General features: G+C 67.4%; 14 protein-coding genes. 10 read left to right on the top strand and 4 right to left on the bottom strand.

Annotation, left to right across the window (positions count from 1 at the left end; all coding sequences use genetic code 11):
- Positions 1-7 precede the first annotated feature (7 nt).
- Entirely contained in the window at positions 8-1,102 is a 1,095-nt protein-coding gene (locus tag PI990_RS26120) for an amino acid ABC transporter permease (RefSeq protein ID WP_021220882.1), read from the top strand.
- Positions 1,103-1,115: 13 nt separating this feature from the next.
- The gene (locus PI990_RS26115) at positions 1,116-1,877 is read left to right on the top strand and encodes an amino acid ABC transporter ATP-binding protein (protein WP_021220881.1); all 762 of its coding nucleotides are present in this window, start codon (positions 1,116-1,118) and stop codon (positions 1,875-1,877) included.
- 233 nt (positions 1,878-2,110) lie between these two features.
- Here the strand turns inward: PI990_RS26115 and PI990_RS26110 are convergent, their stop codons facing one another.
- A complete protein-coding gene (locus PI990_RS26110) occupies positions 2,111-3,238 on the bottom strand; it encodes an IS481 family transposase (protein ID WP_265170506.1) in 1,128 nt (375 codons plus the stop codon).
- A gap of 414 nt (positions 3,239-3,652) precedes the next feature.
- Positions 3,653-4,603, bottom strand: a complete 951-nt coding sequence (locus PI990_RS26105) for a GlxA family transcriptional regulator (RefSeq protein WP_271661357.1) — start codon at positions 4,601-4,603, stop codon at positions 3,653-3,655.
- A 118-nt stretch (positions 4,604-4,721) separates the two neighbouring features.
- Between PI990_RS26105 and PI990_RS26100 the strand changes: the two genes are divergently transcribed.
- The 6 genes from PI990_RS26100 (at position 4,722) to PI990_RS26075 (ending at position 8,160) form a co-directional block, all read left to right on the top strand.
- Positions 4,722-5,192 (top strand): nuclear transport factor 2 family protein, encoded by a 471-nt coding sequence (locus PI990_RS26100; protein ID WP_271658921.1) that lies wholly within the window; start codon positions 4,722-4,724, stop codon positions 5,190-5,192.
- A 90-nt stretch (positions 5,193-5,282) separates the two neighbouring features.
- Positions 5,283-5,981, top strand: a complete 699-nt coding sequence (locus PI990_RS26095) for a glutathione S-transferase family protein (protein WP_271658920.1) — start codon at positions 5,283-5,285, stop codon at positions 5,979-5,981.
- Positions 5,978-6,277 (top strand): GIY-YIG nuclease family protein, encoded by a 300-nt coding sequence (locus PI990_RS26090; protein WP_271658919.1) that lies wholly within the window; start codon positions 5,978-5,980, stop codon positions 6,275-6,277. Before PI990_RS26095 ends, PI990_RS26090 begins: the two co-directional genes overlap by 4 nt.
- A gap of 153 nt (positions 6,278-6,430) precedes the next feature.
- The gene (locus PI990_RS26085) at positions 6,431-6,613 is read left to right on the top strand and encodes a type II toxin-antitoxin system HicA family toxin (RefSeq protein ID WP_184487482.1); all 183 of its coding nucleotides are present in this window, start codon (positions 6,431-6,433) and stop codon (positions 6,611-6,613) included.
- A 35-nt stretch (positions 6,614-6,648) separates the two neighbouring features.
- Complete coding sequence (locus PI990_RS26080) at positions 6,649-7,056, top strand: type II toxin-antitoxin system HicB family antitoxin (protein WP_184487483.1); 408 nt, start codon at positions 6,649-6,651, stop codon at positions 7,054-7,056.
- 168 nt (positions 7,057-7,224) lie between these two features.
- Positions 7,225-8,160, top strand: a complete 936-nt coding sequence (locus PI990_RS26075; RefSeq protein ID WP_021220875.1) for a glutathione S-transferase family protein — start codon at positions 7,225-7,227, stop codon at positions 8,158-8,160.
- A 58-nt stretch (positions 8,161-8,218) separates the two neighbouring features.
- On the opposite strand, the gene yejK is transcribed toward PI990_RS26075, so the two are convergent.
- A complete protein-coding gene (gene yejK, locus PI990_RS26070) occupies positions 8,219-9,226 on the bottom strand; it encodes a nucleoid-associated protein YejK (RefSeq protein WP_271658918.1) in 1,008 nt (335 codons plus the stop codon).
- A gap of 173 nt (positions 9,227-9,399) precedes the next feature.
- Here yejK and PI990_RS26065 point away from each other — a divergent pair, with 173 nt between their 5' ends.
- A complete protein-coding gene (locus PI990_RS26065; RefSeq protein WP_271658917.1) occupies positions 9,400-14,367 on the top strand; it encodes a tetratricopeptide repeat protein in 4,968 nt (1,655 codons plus the stop codon).
- A gap of 7 nt (positions 14,368-14,374) precedes the next feature.
- Here the strand turns inward: PI990_RS26065 and PI990_RS26060 are convergent, their stop codons facing one another.
- Positions 14,375-15,703 (bottom strand): TAXI family TRAP transporter solute-binding subunit, encoded by a 1,329-nt coding sequence (locus PI990_RS26060; protein WP_271658916.1) that lies wholly within the window; start codon positions 15,701-15,703, stop codon positions 14,375-14,377.
- A 123-nt stretch (positions 15,704-15,826) separates the two neighbouring features.
- On the opposite strand from PI990_RS26060, the gene sbcD reads away from it, so the two are divergent.
- Positions 15,827-17,047: an exonuclease subunit SbcD gene (gene sbcD, locus PI990_RS26055; protein WP_021220871.1), complete on the top strand. Its 1,221-nt coding sequence runs from the start codon at positions 15,827-15,829 to the stop codon at positions 17,045-17,047.
- The last annotated feature ends 26 nt before the right edge of the window (positions 17,048-17,073 follow it).

Raw genomic sequence — 17,073 nt, 5'->3', positions numbered from 1 at the left:
CACTGACATGACATCGCATACCTTCAAGCCCGACCAGCCGCCACCCAGCACAGTGGTGGGCCCGGTCGCCTGGCTGCGTCATAACCTGTTCGCCAGCCCGTTGCACGTGGTGCTCACCGCACTGTCGCTGTACCTGCTGTGGCTGATCATCCCGCCCATCCTCAACTGGGCCTTCATCCACGCCACCTGGAGCGGCAGCACCCGCGCCGACTGCACCGGCGAAGGCGCCTGCTGGGTGTTCATCCAGCAACGCTTCGGTCAGTTCATGTATGGCTTCTACCCCAGCGAGCTGCGCTGGCGGGTGGATGTCACCGTGTGGCTGGCGATCATCGGCGTGGCGCCGCTGTTCATCAAACGCACCCCGCACAAGGCCTTCTACGGCATCGGCTTCCTGGTGATCTACCCGCTGGTGGCCTTCTGGCTGCTGCATGGCGGCCTGGGTCTGCAGGAGGTGTCGACCAGCCGCTGGGGCGGCCTGATGCTGACCCTGGTGATCGCCTATGTCGGCATCGTCGGCGCGCTGCCCCTGGGCATCCTGCTGGCGCTGGGACGGCGTTCGAAGCTGCCGGCGATCAAGGTCATCTGCGTGACCTTCATCGAGTTCTGGCGTGGCGTACCGCTGATCACCGTGCTGTTCATGTCCTCGGTGATGCTGCCGCTGTTCCTGCCCGAAGGCATGAACCTCGACAAGCTGCTGCGGGCGCTGGTGATGGTGATCTTCTTCGAGGCGGCCTACATCGCCGAAGTGGTCCGTGGCGGCCTGCAGGCCATCCCCAAGGGCCAGTACGAAGCCGCCGCCGGCCTCGGCCTGGGCTACTGGCGCAGCACCGCGCTGGTGATCCTGCCCCAGGCCCTGAAGATGGTCATCCCCGGCATCGTCAACACCTTCATCGCCCTGTTCAAGGACACCAGCCTGGTGATCATCATCGGCCTGTTCGACCTGCTCAACAGCATCAAGCAGGCGACCACCGACCCGAAATGGCTGGGCATGTCCACCGAAGGCTACGTATTCGCCGCCCTGGTCTACTGGATCTTCTGCTTCAGCATGTCGCGCTATTCCATGCGCCTCGAACAGAAGCTGAACACCGGGCACAAGCGTTAGGAGAGAGATTCGAATGAGTGAAGCCATCCAGAAAGACGCCGCTGCGCCGATCATCCAGCTGCAGGGCGTGAACAAGTGGTACGGGCAGTTCCACGTGCTCAAGGACATCAACCTGAACGTCAGGCAGGGCGAGCGCATCGTGCTTTGCGGCCCGTCCGGTTCCGGCAAGTCGACCACCATCCGCTGCATCAACCGCCTGGAAGAACACCAGCAGGGGCGGATCATCGTCGACGGCACCGAGCTGACCAACGACCTCAAGCAGATCGAGGCGATCCGCCGCGAGGTGGGCATGGTGTTCCAGCACTTCAACCTGTTCCCGCACCTCACCGTGCTGCAGAACTGCACCCTGGCACCCATGTGGGTGCGCAAGCTGCCCAAGCGCAAGGCCGAGGAAATCGCCATGCACTACCTGGAGCGCGTGCGCATCCCCGAGCAGGCCAACAAGTTCCCCGGCCAGCTCTCCGGTGGCCAGCAGCAGCGCGTGGCCATCGCCCGTGCCCTGTGCATGAAGCCGAAGATCATGCTGTTCGACGAACCCACCTCCGCCCTCGACCCCGAGATGGTGAAGGAAGTGCTCGACACCATGGTCGGCCTGGCCCAGGACGGTATGACCATGCTCTGCGTGACCCACGAGATGGGCTTCGCCCGCACCGTGGCGGACCGGGTGATCTTCATGGACAAGGGCGAGATCGTCGAAGAGAACGAACCCAACGCCTTCTTCGACAACCCGCAGAACGAGCGCACCAAGCTGTTCCTCGGGCAGATTCTGCACTGATTGCCAGCGCGATACGGAAAGGGGCCTTCGGGCCCCTTTTCATTTCCGACGGGGGGATTTCAAGGGCGATGTAAGCAATAGGTGTCGTTGGAAAATTCGAGCTCAGCTGATTCTCGAGCTTTGCTGTGCCTTCTGGTTTCGCCCCCCCCCCCCCCCGGGCGAGTCACTTTTCGCAGTCGCTCTGTATAGACCGGAGACATGGTGGACACATGTGCGGGGACATGGTTGACACATTATGGTCCGTAGTCAGGGTTGTTCAGGTCGATAGTTCGTAGAAATTGATGGCAGAAGTACACGTCGTACAACACCTCGCTTTCAGGCCTGGGACGTATAGCGATCAGGTGCCCAGCAAGCCCCTTGGCGATGCGGAAGTAGTGTTTTCTAAAGCGGAATCGGCTGTGATAAACCTTTGTCACTTCGTCATCCAGGGCATATTCGAAGTCCTCCAGTTTTTCTGGAAATGGCCAGGGGCTTGTGCGGTATCGCTCCATGGGAACCTGATAGCCCAGCGCTTCGTGGGGCCGTTGAAGGTTGTAGATCTCCCTCCATTGATCGAAAGCAGCCTGGGCTTCGATCAAGTCGTGAAAGTGCTTTCCCTTGAGTACTTCAGCTTTGAGCGCGCGATGAAAGCGCTCGTTTTTGCCATTGGTTTGTGGATGGTAAGGCCGGCTGAAGCTCAGGCGAATGCCCAGCCGGACCAGCCAAACACCCAGCTCGGATAGTTCACCCGGATTACGTGGCGAGCCCCAAGGGGAGCCGTTATCTGTGTTGATTCGGGCAGGCAAACCATAGCGGCGGAAGACTTCACTCAGCTTTTCCTGAACCGTTTCCTTGCGCTCATTGGCGCAGGCCTGGATCGCCAGGTTGAAGCGGGAATGGTCATCCACAACCGTCAACGGATGACACTGGCCTTGCTGGGTCGGAAAGTAGCCCTTGAAATCCATCTGCCAGAGGTCATTGGGGGCCTCGTGCTCGAAGCGCTGCCAGGGCTTCTTGGCTTCCTTTTCGGGCGGCAGGATCAGCAGATGGCGGTGCAGGACGTTAGTCACAGTGCTGGGGGCAATACCGCAGTTAAGGACATGGCTGATCTTGCGTCCGCCCCACGCAGGATGCGCCTGACGCAACGCAACCACCTCCGTTTCCAGCGCGGGAGGGGTCCGCTTGGGGCTATTGAGCGGCCGGCGGGATTTCTCGTGCAGGCCATCTCTCCCGCTCTGTTCGTATCGCTTAAGCCACTTGTAAGCCGTTTGCGGGCTGATACCGAAGCGTCGGCACAGTTCTCGCCTGTTGCTGTCAGGCTGTAAGGCCAACGCAATGAATTCCTCTTTCAAGCTCATGGCGTCTCTCGTATTCCAAGGCATGGTATGGATCCCCGGCAAGGCAGCTCGCCGGAAAGTGTCAACCATGTCTCCGTACACCTGTCAGCTATGTCCTCGGTCTATACAGCAGTCGCTCCAAAAGTAACCAAAAGAGCTTGCCCCTCCATACGGGTCTGGCTGAAGCCAGACTTCCCTCGCTCCATCATCGTTCCAGGGGCACGCCGCGAAGGGCCATCCCTGGCCCATCGCGGCTCTCGCGACATCCATGTCGCTCAACCCCTTCCACGACGATTCGCTCGGCCTCCTGGGAAGGGGCGTTTGGCGGCTGCTCCAACTTTCTTCGCTCGAATCCTCACATTGATGTGCGCACCCACCCAGCACGCAGGTGGCGCTTTCGTAGGGTGGGTAGAGCTTGGCGAAACCCACGCGGTGGAGTCTACAAGGGCATAACGCGGATCACGCCTGTTCCCGCAGGCGCCGGCGGAAGGCCCCTGGTGTTTCCCCGCAGAGCTGCTTGAACAGCTTGGCGAAGGTGGCGCGGTCGCTGTAGCCCACCTGCTGCGCCACTTGCTCCAGGGAGCGGGAGGGGTTGCGCAGGGCGGATTGAGCGGCGGCGATGCGCAGGCGTTGCACGTAGTCGTTCGGGGTCAGGCCGGTGGCGGTGCGGAAGCGCCGCAGCAGGGTGCGGGTCGAACAGTGGGCGCGTTCGGCCAGGCCCTTGAGATCGATGGGCTCGGCGTGGTGGCGCTGCATCCAGGCCAGCAGCGGGCCGAGTTGGGCATCTCCCGGCACGTCCGGCAGCAGCGGGGTGAAGCGTGACTGGCGGCCGCGCTCGCGGTCGAACACCAGGGCACCGGCCACCCGTTGTGCCAGCCAGTCGCCGCCGTGCCAGGCGATCAGGTGCAGGCACAGGTCGAGCCCGGCCTGGGCGCCACCGGAGCAGAACAGGTTGCCGTCCTCGGTGAGCAGCTCATCGGGCTGCAGGCGCACCTGGGGGAAGCGCTGGCGGAAGGCACCGGCCAGCGCCCAGTGGGTGGTGGCGCGGCGGCCGTCGAGCAGGCCGGCGGCGCCGAGAAGGAAGGCGCTGCTGCACAGGCTGGCCACCTGCTGGGTGGCAGAGCGCCGTGCCAGCCAGTGCAAGAGGTCGGGATTGCCGGTGATGCTGCGCTCCACCGCGCTGCCGGTGGCCGGCAGCATCACCAGTTGTGCCTCGGCGGCCAGGGCCAGGTCGCCGTCGACGCGGACGCTGGCCATGCCCAGGTCCACCGGCTGGCCGTCGCGGCTGACCCGCAGCACCTCGAACAGCGCCTCGCCCGCCAGGGTGTTGGCCAGGCGGAAGGCGTCGTCGGCCATGGCCAGGCTGGAGCAGACCGTTTGCGGGCAGACCAGCAGGGCGATGCGGATCATCGGCGGTGTCTCGAACAGGAAGGTGGCGATTATTGCCACAAAGATGGCGATGCAGCCAATCGCCGCCGGGCGGAAAGCCGTCGATACTCTCCTCATCCCAATCGCCACGAGCATCGCCATGAGCCATCCCAACGCTGCCCTCATCGAACGCTTCTATCGCGCCTTCCAGGTCCTGGACGCCGAGACCATGGCCGGCTGCTACGCCGCCGACGTGCGCTTCGCCGACCCGGTGTTCACCGACCTGCGTGGTGCCGAGGCGGCGGACATGTGGCGCATGCTGGCCAGCCGCGCCCAGGCCTTCTCCCTGACCTTCGACGGCGTCGAGGCCGATGAGCACGAAGGCCGTGCGCGCTGGGTCGCCACCTACCTGTTCAGCCAGACCGGGCGCACCGTGGTCAACCGCATCGAGGCGCGCTTCCGCTTCGAGAACGGCCTGATCGTCGAGCACCGCGACAGCTTCGACCTCTGGCGCTGGGCCCGCCAGGCGCTGGGCACCAAGGGCCTGCTGCTGGGCTGGCTGCCGCCGGTGCAGAGCGCCATCCGCCAGCAGGCGGCCCGGGGCCTGGCGGCGTTCCGCGCCCAGCGCTGAAGCGGGCGGGGCGCGGCCCGATCATCGGCGGGTGGCTGCGCCGCGCAATTTTGCCTAAGCTCGCCGGCGACTCTCTTGCCGGTATCCATCATGATCAGGCTGTTCCAGTTTCCCGCCGGGTTCGATGTGCCCAACGCCAGCCCCTTCTGCCTCAAGCTGGAGACCTTCCTGCGCCTGGCGCGCGTGCAGTACCAGGCGCAAACCCTGATGGACCCTCGGCGCGGCCCCAAGTGCAAGCTGCCCTACATCGACTTCGACGGCGAGCTGATCGCCGATACCGCGATCATCCAGCGGGTGCTCACCGAGCGCCTGCAACTCTCCCTGGACGACCACCTCGACGACGCCGGCCGTGGCCGCGCCCTGGCCGTCACCCGCGTCTGCGACGAGCACCTCTATTGGCTGCTGGTGTACTTCCGCTGGCTGGAGGAGGAGGGCTGGCAGCAGACCCGCCAGGCCTTCTTCGGCAACCTCGGGCCCGTGGCCCAGCGCCTGATCCCGGCGCTGGTGCGACGCAAGGTCCGCCGTGACCTGCTGGCCCAGGGCCTTGGCCGTCACGATCGTGAAGACCTGCTGGTGTTCGCCCGCGAGGACCTCCAGGGCCTCACCGACCTGCTCGGCACGAGTGCCTTCTTCGGCGGCGAGCGCCCCTGCAGCGCCGATGCCTCCGCCTACGGGCTGCTGGCCAACCTGGTGCAGTGCACCCTGGAAACCCCGCTCAACCGCCTCGCCCGCGAGTACCCGCACCTGGTGGATTATTGCCAGCGCATGCGCGAGGTGGCCTGGGCATGAGCGAGGCTCCACCACCACGGCCCTGGTTCGTCTACCTGGTGCGGGCCGCCAATGGCGCGCTCTACTGCGGCATCAGCGACGACCCGCAACGCCGCTTCGCCCAGCACCAGAGCGGCAAGGGCGCGCGCTTCTTCCACTCCAGCCCGGCCGAGGCGCTGGTCTATATCGAGGAATGCCCGGGCAAGGGCGATGCCCTGCGCCGCGAGCGCGCCATCAAGAACCTGCGCAAGGCCGCCAAGGAAGCGCTGGCCAAGGCGTACATCGCTGCACCATCAGCGCCAGCGGATAGGCCCTGAGCCCGGGGCAGGCCAGCGCCGCCGCTGGCCCGTGGCGGTATCGGCTACGGGGGACGAAATCACAGCCACGGATTCGTGCGTATCCTGTGTGTTTTCATTGCGCGTCCTATATTTCGTGTGTACGGTACACACTATGCGCCTAGGGAGGCCACGATGCGCAGTCGTGAGGTGATAGAGAAGATCAAGGAGGATGGGTGGTACGAGGTGGAGGTGAAAGGCAGTCACCATCAGTTCAAGCACCCGAATAAACCGGGACGGGTCACGGTCCCACACCCCAAGAGTGATCTACCCATAGGGACGGTACGCAGCATCCTGAAACAAGCCGGCCTTCTCTGAGGCCATCGCTTCGCAACACACGGAGTGTAAACACCATGAAATTTCCCCTCGTTCTGCATAAGGACCCTGACTCTGACTACGGCGTAACCGTGCCGGACGTGCCGGGTTGTTTCTCTGCGGGCGCTACCGTGGCGGAAGCCCTGGAGAACGTGAAGGAGGCGCTTGCCCTTCACTTCGAAGGCCTGGTGGCGGATGGCGAGGCACTGCCTCAAGCGCAGCAGATTGACGTCCACATTGGTAATCCCGACTTTGCCGGCGGCGTGTGGGCGGTGGTTGAGTTCGACGTGACGCCCTACCTAGGCAAGGCCGTACGCTTCAATGCCACCCTGCCGGAGAACCTTCTGCAGCGGATCGATGAGCGCGTGAGTAAGGACGCCCGCTACGCCTCACGGTCCGGCTTTCTCGCCACTGCCGCGTTGCGCGAGCTTTCGGATGCCGGTTGACGGTAGCCGAGCCTGGGCGCGCTGCTTCCATTCCAGCCCGGCCCAGACGCTGGCCCGGCGCTACTAAATAGCCGCGGCTGATAGCACGCCATCAGCGCCAGCGGATAGGCCCTGAACCCTGGGGCGGCTAAGCTGCCCAGCCTGAACAAGAACGATACGGAGCCCGCCATGCACGAGTTGATCCTGCACCACTACCCCACATCCCCCTTCGCCGAGAAGGCGCGCCTGCTGCTGGGCTTCAAGCAGCTGTCCTGGCGTTCGGTGCACATTCCGCCGCTGATGCCCAAGCCGGACCTGATGCCCCTGACCGGCGGCTACCGCAAGACCCCGGTGCTGCAGATCGGCGCCGACATCTACTGCGACACCGCGCTGATCGCCCGCCGCCTGGAGGCGGAGAAGGCCGTGCCGGCGTTGATCCCGGCGGGCCAGGAATTCAACGTGGCGAGCTTCTGCCACTGGGTGGATTCGGTGATCTTCCAGCACGCGGTGAGCCTGGTGTTCCAGCCCGAATCCATCGCCGTGCGCTTCGGCAAGCTGCCGCCGGAGGCGATCAAGGCCTTCATCGCCGACCGCGCTGGGCTGTTCAGCGGCGGCACCGCCGCGCGCCTGCCGGCCGAGGTGGCCAAACACAACTGGCCGACCTTCATGGCCCGCCTGGAGCAGCAGCTGGGCCGCGAGGAGGGTGACTTCCTCTTCGGCGAGCCGAGCATGGCCGACTTCTCCCTGGCCCATTGCCTGTGGTTCCTCAAGGCCACCCCGGTCACCGCGCCGCTGGTGGACGACTACCCGGCGGTCGCCGCCTGGCTGGGCCGCGTGCTCGGCTTCGGCCATGGCGCCTCCAGCGAGCTGAGCGCCGCCGACGCCATCGAGATTGCCCGCGCCGCCGAACCCGCGGCGCTGCCGGATGAGCCCTTCTTCGACATCAACGGCTTCACCGCCGGGCAGAAGGTGGCCATCGCCGCCACCGACTATGGCGTCGACCCGGTGGAAGGCGAACTGGTGTTCGCCGGCCGCGAGGAGTTGATCCTGCGTCGCGAGGACGAGCGCGCCGGCGTGGTGCACGTGCACTTCCCCCGTGTGGGCTTCCGCATCGAAGCGCGCTGATCCGCAGGCGCACAAAAAAGCCCGGCATCTAGCCGGGCTTTTTCGTTTGCACCTTCGCTCAGTCCTTGCGGCGCTTGAGCTGGTCCTTCAACTGGGTCGGGACCTGGCGGATGATCAGCATGTCGCGGCCTTCGTCGTATTCGATCTTCGAGCCCAGCAGGTGGGCCTCGAAGCTGATGGACAGGCCCTCGGCGCGGCCGGTGAAGCGCTGGAACTGGCTGAGGGTGCGCTTGTCCGGCGGGATTTCCGGCGACAGGCCGTAATCCTTGTTGCGGATGTGTTCGTAGAAGGCGCGGGGGCGGTCTTCGTCGATCAGCCCGGACAGCTCCTGCAGGGTGATCGGCTCGCCCAGCTTGGCCTGGGTGCTGGCGTAGTCCACCAGGGTCTTGGTCTTCTCGCGGGCCTGTTCCTCGGCGAAGTCCTCGTGCTCGACGAAGTCGCTGAAGGCCTTGAGCAGGGTGCGGGTCTCGCTCGGCGCGTCTACGCCTTCCTGGCAGCCGATGAAGTCACGGAAGTAATCCGAGACCTTCTTGCCGTTCTTGCCCTTGATGAAGGAGATGTACTGCTTCGACTGGGCGTTGTTGCGCCACTCGGAGATGTTGATGCGCGCCGCCAGGTGCAGCTGGCCCAGGTCCAGGTGGCGGGCCGGCGCCAGGTCCAGCGCGTCGGTGACGGTGACGCCTTCGCTGTGGTGCAGCAGGGCGATGGCCAGGTAGTCGGTCATGCCCTGCTGGTAGTGGGCGAAGAGCACGTGGCCGCCGGTGGAGAGGTTGGACTCTTCCATCAGCTTCTGCAGGTGCGCCACGGCCTCGCGGCTGAAGGCGGTGAAGTCGCGGCTGCCTTCCATGTATTCCTTCAGCCAGCCGCTGAACGGGTAGGCGCCGGATTCCTCGTGGAACAGGCCCCAGGCCTTGCCTTGCTTGGCGTTGTAGCTTTCGTTGAGGTCGGCCAGCAGGTTTTCGATGGCCTTGGATTCGCCCAGCTCGCTGTCGCGTGCGTGGAGCACGGCGGCGCTGCCATCGGGCTTCTTGTCGATGAGGTGGACGATGCAGTGGCGGATCGGCATGGGCGTACCTGTGAAGCTGTGGATAAGGGCGCGCCGGTGGCTCGCCCGATAGGCCGCAGAGTTTACCTCAGCCTCGGCCGGGATGAGGGGCCTTGTGACCCGATCGCTTGTTGCCGAGTCAGTGTCTCCCTAAAGTGACGCCATTTCCGCTGCAATGACCAAGGATGGTTCCGATGTCCGGCCTGATCCTCGATACGCCCTCCCATGCGCTCGATGCCGAGTTGATCCTTTCCCTCGAAGCCCTGGCCGACCGCGGCCTGTTCCTCCAGGCCCATGCCCGGGCCGCCGAGTTCGGCGACTACCGCCACTGGCGCGGAGCGGCCGCCATGGCGCTGGCCTCGCGCCTCGCCGGGCAACTGGGGGCCCCGCGCCTGGGGGATGCCCTGGCCTGGCTCGGCTATCGCCGCTACCCGGAGGCCGCCGAGTCGCGCCTGCGCTATGCCCGCTTCCTGCTCGCCCGCCGTGGCCAGTACCGCGCCTGGGAATTCCTCCAGCGCTTCGCCGACTGGCTGCCCGAAGAGCCCGGGCTGCGCGCCGAGTGGCTGTCGTTCCAGGGGTACCTGCGGGCGTTGCTGCGGGACTTCGGCCGCAGCGCCGAACTGCACGATGCGGCCATGCAACTGGGCACCACCGACCCCTGGTTGCTGGTGGAACGCTCCTACAGCCTGGAGCAGGAAGACCGCTACGCCGAAGCGCTGGACCTCTGCGAGCGCGCCCTGGCGATGCTGCCCGGCTTCCGCTCCGCGACCCTGCAGGCCGCCCAGCTCGAACTGCAGCTGGGACGCGAAGACGCCGCCCGTGCGCGCCTGCTGGACGGCACCCAGCGGATGGAGAGCGCCGGACTCTGCGCGCAGTTGATCGACCTGCTGATCGAACGGGGCGAACTGGATGAGGCCGAGCGCCTGATCGAGCGCTCCCTGGCGCTGGCGCTGCTGCTGGAGAAAGGCATGCGCGGCTGGTACGCCGGCCGTCGCTGCGACATCGCCTGCCTGCGCGGTGACCACGAGAGGGGCCGGGCTCTCGCCCTGGAGGCGCAGAGCCCCTTCTACACGATGGTCGCCGAGCGCCTGGCGGAACCGAAGGGCGGACGCGTCCTGCTGCCGGTGACCTTCATCCGCCAGCACCACATGACCTGCGTCCCCGCCACCCTGACCGCGCTGTCCACCTACTGGGGTCGCCCGGTGGCGCACCTGGAGGTGGCCGAGGAGATCTGCTACGACGGCACCTCCTACCAGGCCGAGCGTGCCTGGGCCGAGCGCAATGGCTGGCTGGTGCGCGAGTTCACCGTGGACTGGGCCACCAGCCGCGCGCTGATCGACCGCGGCCTGCCCTTCACCCTGTCGCTGCAGTACACCGGCAGCGGCCACCTGCAGGCGGTGGTGGGCTATGACGAGCCCCGTGGCACTGTGCTCATCCGCGACCCCGGCCAGGCGCAGTTCGGCGAGAGCATCGCCGAGGGCCTGTACGAGACCCAGCGCGCGTCCGGGCCCCGTGGCCTGCTCCTGCTGCCGCCCGAGGAAGCCCATCGCCTGGACGGCCTGGAGCTGCCGGAGCATGCGACCTGGGACCTCTACTACCGCCTGGTCAGCGCCCTGGAAGTGCACGACCGCGAAGCCGCCCTGGCCGCCTTCGAGGCCCTGCGCGAGCACGCGCCCGAACACCGCCTGACCCTCCAGGGCCAGCGCGCCCTGGGCTGGTACGACGGCCGCGAGGCCCAGGTGCTGGAGGCCACCGAAGCGTTGCTCGAACGCTTCCCCGATGACGCCAACCTGATCCTCTCCAAGTCCACCTCCCTGGCCCAGTTGCATGCCCGCGAGCAGCAATTGGACTGGCTCGCCGGCCATTGCCAGGGGCGCTGGAGCGATGCCGGCATCCTGGTGCGCTACACCGGCCTGCTGGTGGAGGACGGCAGCCAGCTGGAAACCGCGCGGCAGCTGCTGGGCCGTGCCCTGCGCCAGGCCCCGGGGCATGCCCAGGCCTGGAACGAGCTGGCCAGCCTGCGCTGGAACGAAGGCAGCCGCGAGCAGGCCTGCGAGCTGTACCGCATCGCCGCCTGCCTGCACGACACCAACGAGGGCTACAGCAGCCAGTACTTCCGCGCCCTGCGCTGCCTCGGCCGCACCGAGGCGGGGCTGGAGTTCCTGCGCCAGCGCCAGGTGCGTCTCGGTGCCCTGGCCGCCGGCCCGACCCTGACCCTCTGCGAGTTCATCGAGGAACTCTCCGACCCGCTGCAATGCCGGCAGATTCTCGAGCAGGCCGTGGAGCGCCGCCCCCAGGACCCGGCCCTGCTGCTCAACCTTGCCGACTTCTACGGCCGCCATGGCGAGCTGGAACTGAACGAGGCGATGCTGCGCCGCGCCGAGCCGGTGAGCCGCCGCGGCACCTGGCTGCGCGCCGCCGTGCTGCACAGCCAGCGCAGCGATGGCGACCCGCAGCGCGCCCTGGCCTGGTGCCGCGAAGCGGTGGAGCTGGACCCGCTGAACATGAGCCTGCACCGCATGCAGGTGCAACTGCTGCGCCAGAGCGCCGGCGAAGAGGCGGTGGACGCGTACGTCACCGCACTGGCCGAGCGCTTCCCCCATCACTGCGGCATCGCCGAACTGGCGGTGGAGCGCGCCCAGCGCCACTCCCTGGAGAATGCCGAAGCGGCCCTGCGCCGGCTACTGGCCAGCCACCCGGAATACGCCTGGGCGATCCGCGAGCTGGCGGTGACCCTGGCACGCCTGGGGCGCCATGAGGAAGCCCTGGAATTCTGCGAGCGGGCCCGGCGCACCGACCCGCGCAGCTCCAGCAGCTATTCCACCCGGGGCTTCGTGCAGCTCCAGGCTGGCCAGCGCGAGGCCGCCCGTGAGGCCTTCCGCGAGGCGCTGGAGCGCTCTGCCGATAACGATTACGCCGGCAACATGCTGCTGGAAACCTGCACCGACCAGGCCGAAGCCCTGGATAGCCTCGACTTCATCCATCGCCAACTGGTGGCCCAGGTGACCTTCGGCGACGGCTGGCTCGCCTACCCGGACCAGGCGCGCAGGCTGCTGGAACCGCAGGTGTTGCTGGAGCAGTTGAGCGAAGCCCTGCAACAGCGCCCCGACCTCTGGCAGCTGTGGGTGGTGGTCGCCGCCCAGCAGGCAGAGATGGGGCAGGTGGAGCAGGCCGAGACCCTGCTGCAGTCGGCCATCGAACGCTTCCCGCTGATGCCGCGCCTGGCCCTGGAACGGGCCCAGCTGCAGAGCAGCCAGAAGCAGTACGCCGAGTGCCGCGAGACCCTGCGCGGGAGCTTCCGCATCAACCCGCTGTGGACGCGCAGCGTGCGCCTCTACGTCGAAAGCCTGCTGGACGAGGGCACAGACCTGGAGGAGGCCGAAAGCCTGCTGCGCAGCGTGCTCGCCCGCACTCCCGACAACACCGAACTGCGTGCCTACCTGGGCTATGTGCTGGGCGAGCGCGACAACCCCGCCGAAGGCGCCCTCGAGGCGGAGAAGGTGCTGCGCGAGGAGCCGGGCAACGGCTGGGTCTGGAACCAGCTGCGCCGCTACAGCGCCGCCCTGGAAACGCCCGGGCGCCCCCTGGAACTGGCCCGCGAGCTGACGCGCCTGCGCGCCGGCGACCCGGATGCCTGGCTGGCCCTGGCCGAACAGGAGGAAGGCTTCGAGGCGAAGGAGCCGGCCCTGCGTCGTGCCCTGGAGCTGAACCCGCGCCATCGCAGTGCCAATACCCAGCTGGCCGAAGGGCTGCTGGAAGCCCAGCGCTACGACGAATTGCGCCAGCTGCTGGCGGCACCCTGCTGGGGCGGCGGAACGCCCCCCGAACTGGCGTTGTTCGGGCCCCGCGCCACCCGCCAGGAGCAGGACCTGCCCAGCGCCATGGCCGAGATGCGCCAACTGCTGGAGCGCCAACCGGCCTTCTTCGAAGGGTGGCGCACCCTGGCCGACTGGCAGGACGACGCCGGCGAATACGCCGCCTACGTGGAGTCGGCCCGGGAGATGGTGCGCCTGGAACCCCGGCAGGCCATCGCCCACGGTTTCCTCGGCCACGCGCTGTGGCTCGACGGCAAGGGCGAAGAGGCGCTGCCGTCCTTCAGCCGCGCCTACCAGCTGGACGCCTGCTACACCTTCGCCGGCCTCCACGAGTTCGACCTGCTGCTCAAGCACGGTACGGGGGAGGCCACGCGCGCGGTGCTGGAGCGGTTGCTGGAGGCATCGAGCCAGCCCTCGGTGCTGATCCGCGCCCTGCGTTTCGCCGTGCCCCGCGGCGATCAGGCGCTCAAGCGCCGGGTGCTGGAACCCCTGTGCCGCGACCATGGTTGCATCGACGCCTGGGGCGAGGTGCTGAAGATCCTCGAGCGGCCCGAGCAGGACAAGGACCTGCAGGAAACCCTCGACGCCGGTGTCGCCGATGGCTCCCTGCACCATGGCGCCGCGCTGCAATGGCTGCGCCGCGAGGATGCCCGCTGGATGCCCGGCTCGCTGTGGAAGGGCTTCCTGCGCCTGCTGGAAAACGACCCGCAGCACGCCGGCAAGCACGCCATGCTGGAACTGCTGGCCAACCGCAAGAACGCCAACCGGCTGCTGGTGGATGCCCTCGAAGCCTGTCGCGAGACGATCCGCAGCGATGGCGTGATCTGGGGCATGGCCAGCTACGCGATGGTCAACCAGGATCGCTACGAAATGATGTTCGACTGGCTCGCCGACTGGGAGCAGCACCCGGAGGCGCCGGCCTGGGGCCTGGACAACCTGGCGCTGGGCATGCGTGCGCGCAAGCTGGATGCGCGCGCGGCGGCGGTGTCGCGGCTGTCCCTGGAGCGCGACCCGCAGAACCACGATGCCATGGTCTGGCTGGGCTTCGATGCCGCCATGGCTGGCGACATGGCGGCCCTGGATACCTGGCTGGAGCGCTTGCAGGGGGCGGAGCCGCGGCCCTTCTTCCGTTGCATGCAGCACCTGCTGGAAGGCGTCGCCGCTGCGCTTCACGCCGGCAACAGCCAGGTCGCGGTGGCGCACTTCCGCACCGCCCGCGCCGTGGCCAAGGGCAGCGAGCACGGCTCCTACTGGCGCCTGCGTCGGTACCTGGCCAAGGCCCTGGCCTTCGGCCCGGCGACGCCGCGCTGGCTGGCGCCGCTGCGCTACCTGCAACTGCGCTTCTGAGGCCCGTTCAGGCCTCCTCTTCGCGGCTCCTGGCCTTCAGCGCCTGGAGCCGCTCGATCACGTAGCGCAGGTGCACGTGCAGCTCATACAGCTCGTTGGAGTAGGAGAGCGGCACGTCCACCTTGGCCAGCTGGTCCTCCAGTTGTTCCAGCTTGCCGATCTCGCCGTCCAGCTCCGCGCGCAGGGTGCCGGCGTCCAGCTTGCGGTCGATCTCGCGCAGGTACTTGTACCAGCGGTAGATGCGCGCACGGATGCGCCAGCGGTACACCGGGCCCACCGCCTTGAACAGCGGGAACATCACCACCAGCAGCGGGATCAGCAGGATGATGTAGCGGTCGGCCAGGGAGGCGATGCGGAAGGGCAGGTAGCGCTGCAGGATCGGCAGGCCGTTCTTGTAGTAGTAGGCGGCCTCGTCCAGCGTCGACAGGGTCATCGGCTGGGCGGCGGGGTAGCGCCCGGCGGGGTCGAGCAGGCTGCCGTTCTTCATCACCTCGCGGGCGGCCTCGAGGATCAGCGGGGTCAGCGAGGGGTGGAATTCGTCGTTGGCCACCAGGGTCGCCACCGGGCCCAGGGTGAGGATGTCCCGCGAGGGGCTGTTGCTGGCGAGGTTGAGCAGGCCTTCACCCACGTCGAGCTTGGTCAGGTAGGGCAGGCGCGCACGGTAGGCGGCGCTGCGGCGCAGGCTGACCAGGTCCAGCTCGCTGCGCGTGGCCAGGCGCTGCACCACGGCGTTCTCCGCCGGGCCGACGAAGAAGGCGGCATCCAGCTCGCCGGCGATCAGCGCATCGGCCCCCCGGGTGCCGCTGAATGCCTGCCAGTTCTGCGGGTACTGCTCCGGGCCGATCTGGTTGGCCTGCAGCAGGGCCGAGGCGATGGCACGGGTGCCGCTGTTGGGCGTGCCGATGGCCACCCGCAGCTGCAGCAGGTCGCCCATGCTGTCGATGTCCACGTCCTTGCGTTTGAACAGCCACAGCGGCTCCTGGTACATCACCCCGAGCCCATGCAGGCGCTTGCGTTCGCGCGGCTCCAGGGTCAGCTCCTGGCCGCTCTGTACCAGGGCCATCTGCACCTCGCCGCGTTGCAGCTTGCCGAGGTTGTCCAGGGAGCCGGTGCTGGGCACCAGCTCCAGGGTGAAGCCCTGGCGCGCCAGTTCCTCCTTGAGCTTTTCGCCGAACAGGGCATAGCCGCCATTGGCGCCGCCGGTGGCCAGGGTGGCGTGCATGGGCGGCGGCGGGGCGACGAAATAGAACACCGCGCCCACCAGCGCGGCGACCACTGGCACGGTCCAGAGGTTGGCCAGCAGCATGATCTTCAGGTCTTTCAGGAACCTTGGCATGGGAATCCTTGGGGCTTGGAGTTGAGGGGAAGGATAGCCACTGACGCAGCGGCGGTTGCCTCCCGGTGCCGGTAAATGACAAGGTGGCCGCCTTCCCGTTCCCCGCGACAAGTGACAGACCCCATGCGCATCCTGCACAGCTCCGATTGGCATCTCGGCCAGCACTTCATGGGCAAGACCCGCCAGGCCGAACACCAGGCCTTCTGCGCCTGGCTGCTGGAGCGGGTGCAGGAACACCGGGTGGACGCGGTGCTGGTGGCGGGCGATGTGTTCGACACCGGTGCGCCGCCGAGCTATGCCCGCGAGCAGTACAACCGCTTCGTTATCGAGCTGCGCGACGCCGGTGCGCAACTGGTGGTGCTGGGTGGCAACCATGATTCGCCCGCCATGCTCGGCGAGAGCCAGGGCCTGCTGGCGGCCCTGGGCACCCGCGTGGTGCCGGGTGTCGCCGCCGACCCGCAAGAGCAGGTGCTGGTGCTGCGCGGCCCTGATGGCGCGCCGGGCGCGGTGCTTTGCGCCATCCCCTTCGTGCGCGCCCGTGACGTGCTGCAGAGCCAGGCCGGGCAGAGCGCGGCGGACAAGCAGCTGTCCCTGCAGCAGGCCATCCAGGCCCATTACGCGCAGCTGTTCGAACTGGCCGAGCGGCGCCGGGACGAACTGGGCGGCGGGCTGCCGATAATCGCCACCGGTCACCTGACCACGGTCGGCGCCAGTGCCAGCGAGTCGGTGCGGGAAATCTATGTCGGCGCGCTGGAGGCCTTCCCCACCAGCGCCTTCCCGCCTGCCGCCTACATCGCCCTGGGGCATATCCACAGGCCGCAGAAGGTCGGCGGCCTGGAGCACATCCGCTACAGCGGCTCGCCCATCCCGCTGTCCTTCGACGAAGCCGGCCAGGCCAAGGAAGTGCTGCTGGTGGAGCTGGACGGGGAGGGCGTGCGCAGCGTCACGCCCTTGCCTGTGCCCTGTTTCCAGCCCCTGGCCAGCGTGCGTGGCTCCCTGGGCGAACTGGGCGGCGCCATTGCCGAGCAGGCCCGCCGGGGCACGCCCGAGCGCCCCGTATGGCTGGAAGTGCAGGTAGGCACCGACGACTACCTGAGCGATCTACAGGGCCGCGTCGCCGCCCTGTGCGAAGGCTTGCCCGTGGAGGTGCTGCGCCTGCGCCGCGAACGCGCCGGCCTCGCGCCCGGCCTGGTGGGGGAGGCCCGGGAGACCCTGGACGAACTGAGTGCCGAGGACGTGTTCGCGCGCCGCCTGGAGCTGGAGCAACTGGACGAGGACCAGGCCCGGCGCCTGCGGGACCTGCACCGTGGCGTGCTGGAAGAGGTCCGCAGCGAGCGCAGCTGAGGCCGGTGCAGATCGCCGCTATCGCC

The organism is Pseudomonas sp. TUM22785 (assembly GCF_028198105.1).
GTDB classification, from domain to species: domain Bacteria; phylum Pseudomonadota; class Gammaproteobacteria; order Pseudomonadales; family Pseudomonadaceae; genus Metapseudomonas; species Metapseudomonas solani.
Note: the sequence above shows the minus strand (reverse complement) of the source record. Positions and strands in the feature narration are given on the sequence as shown.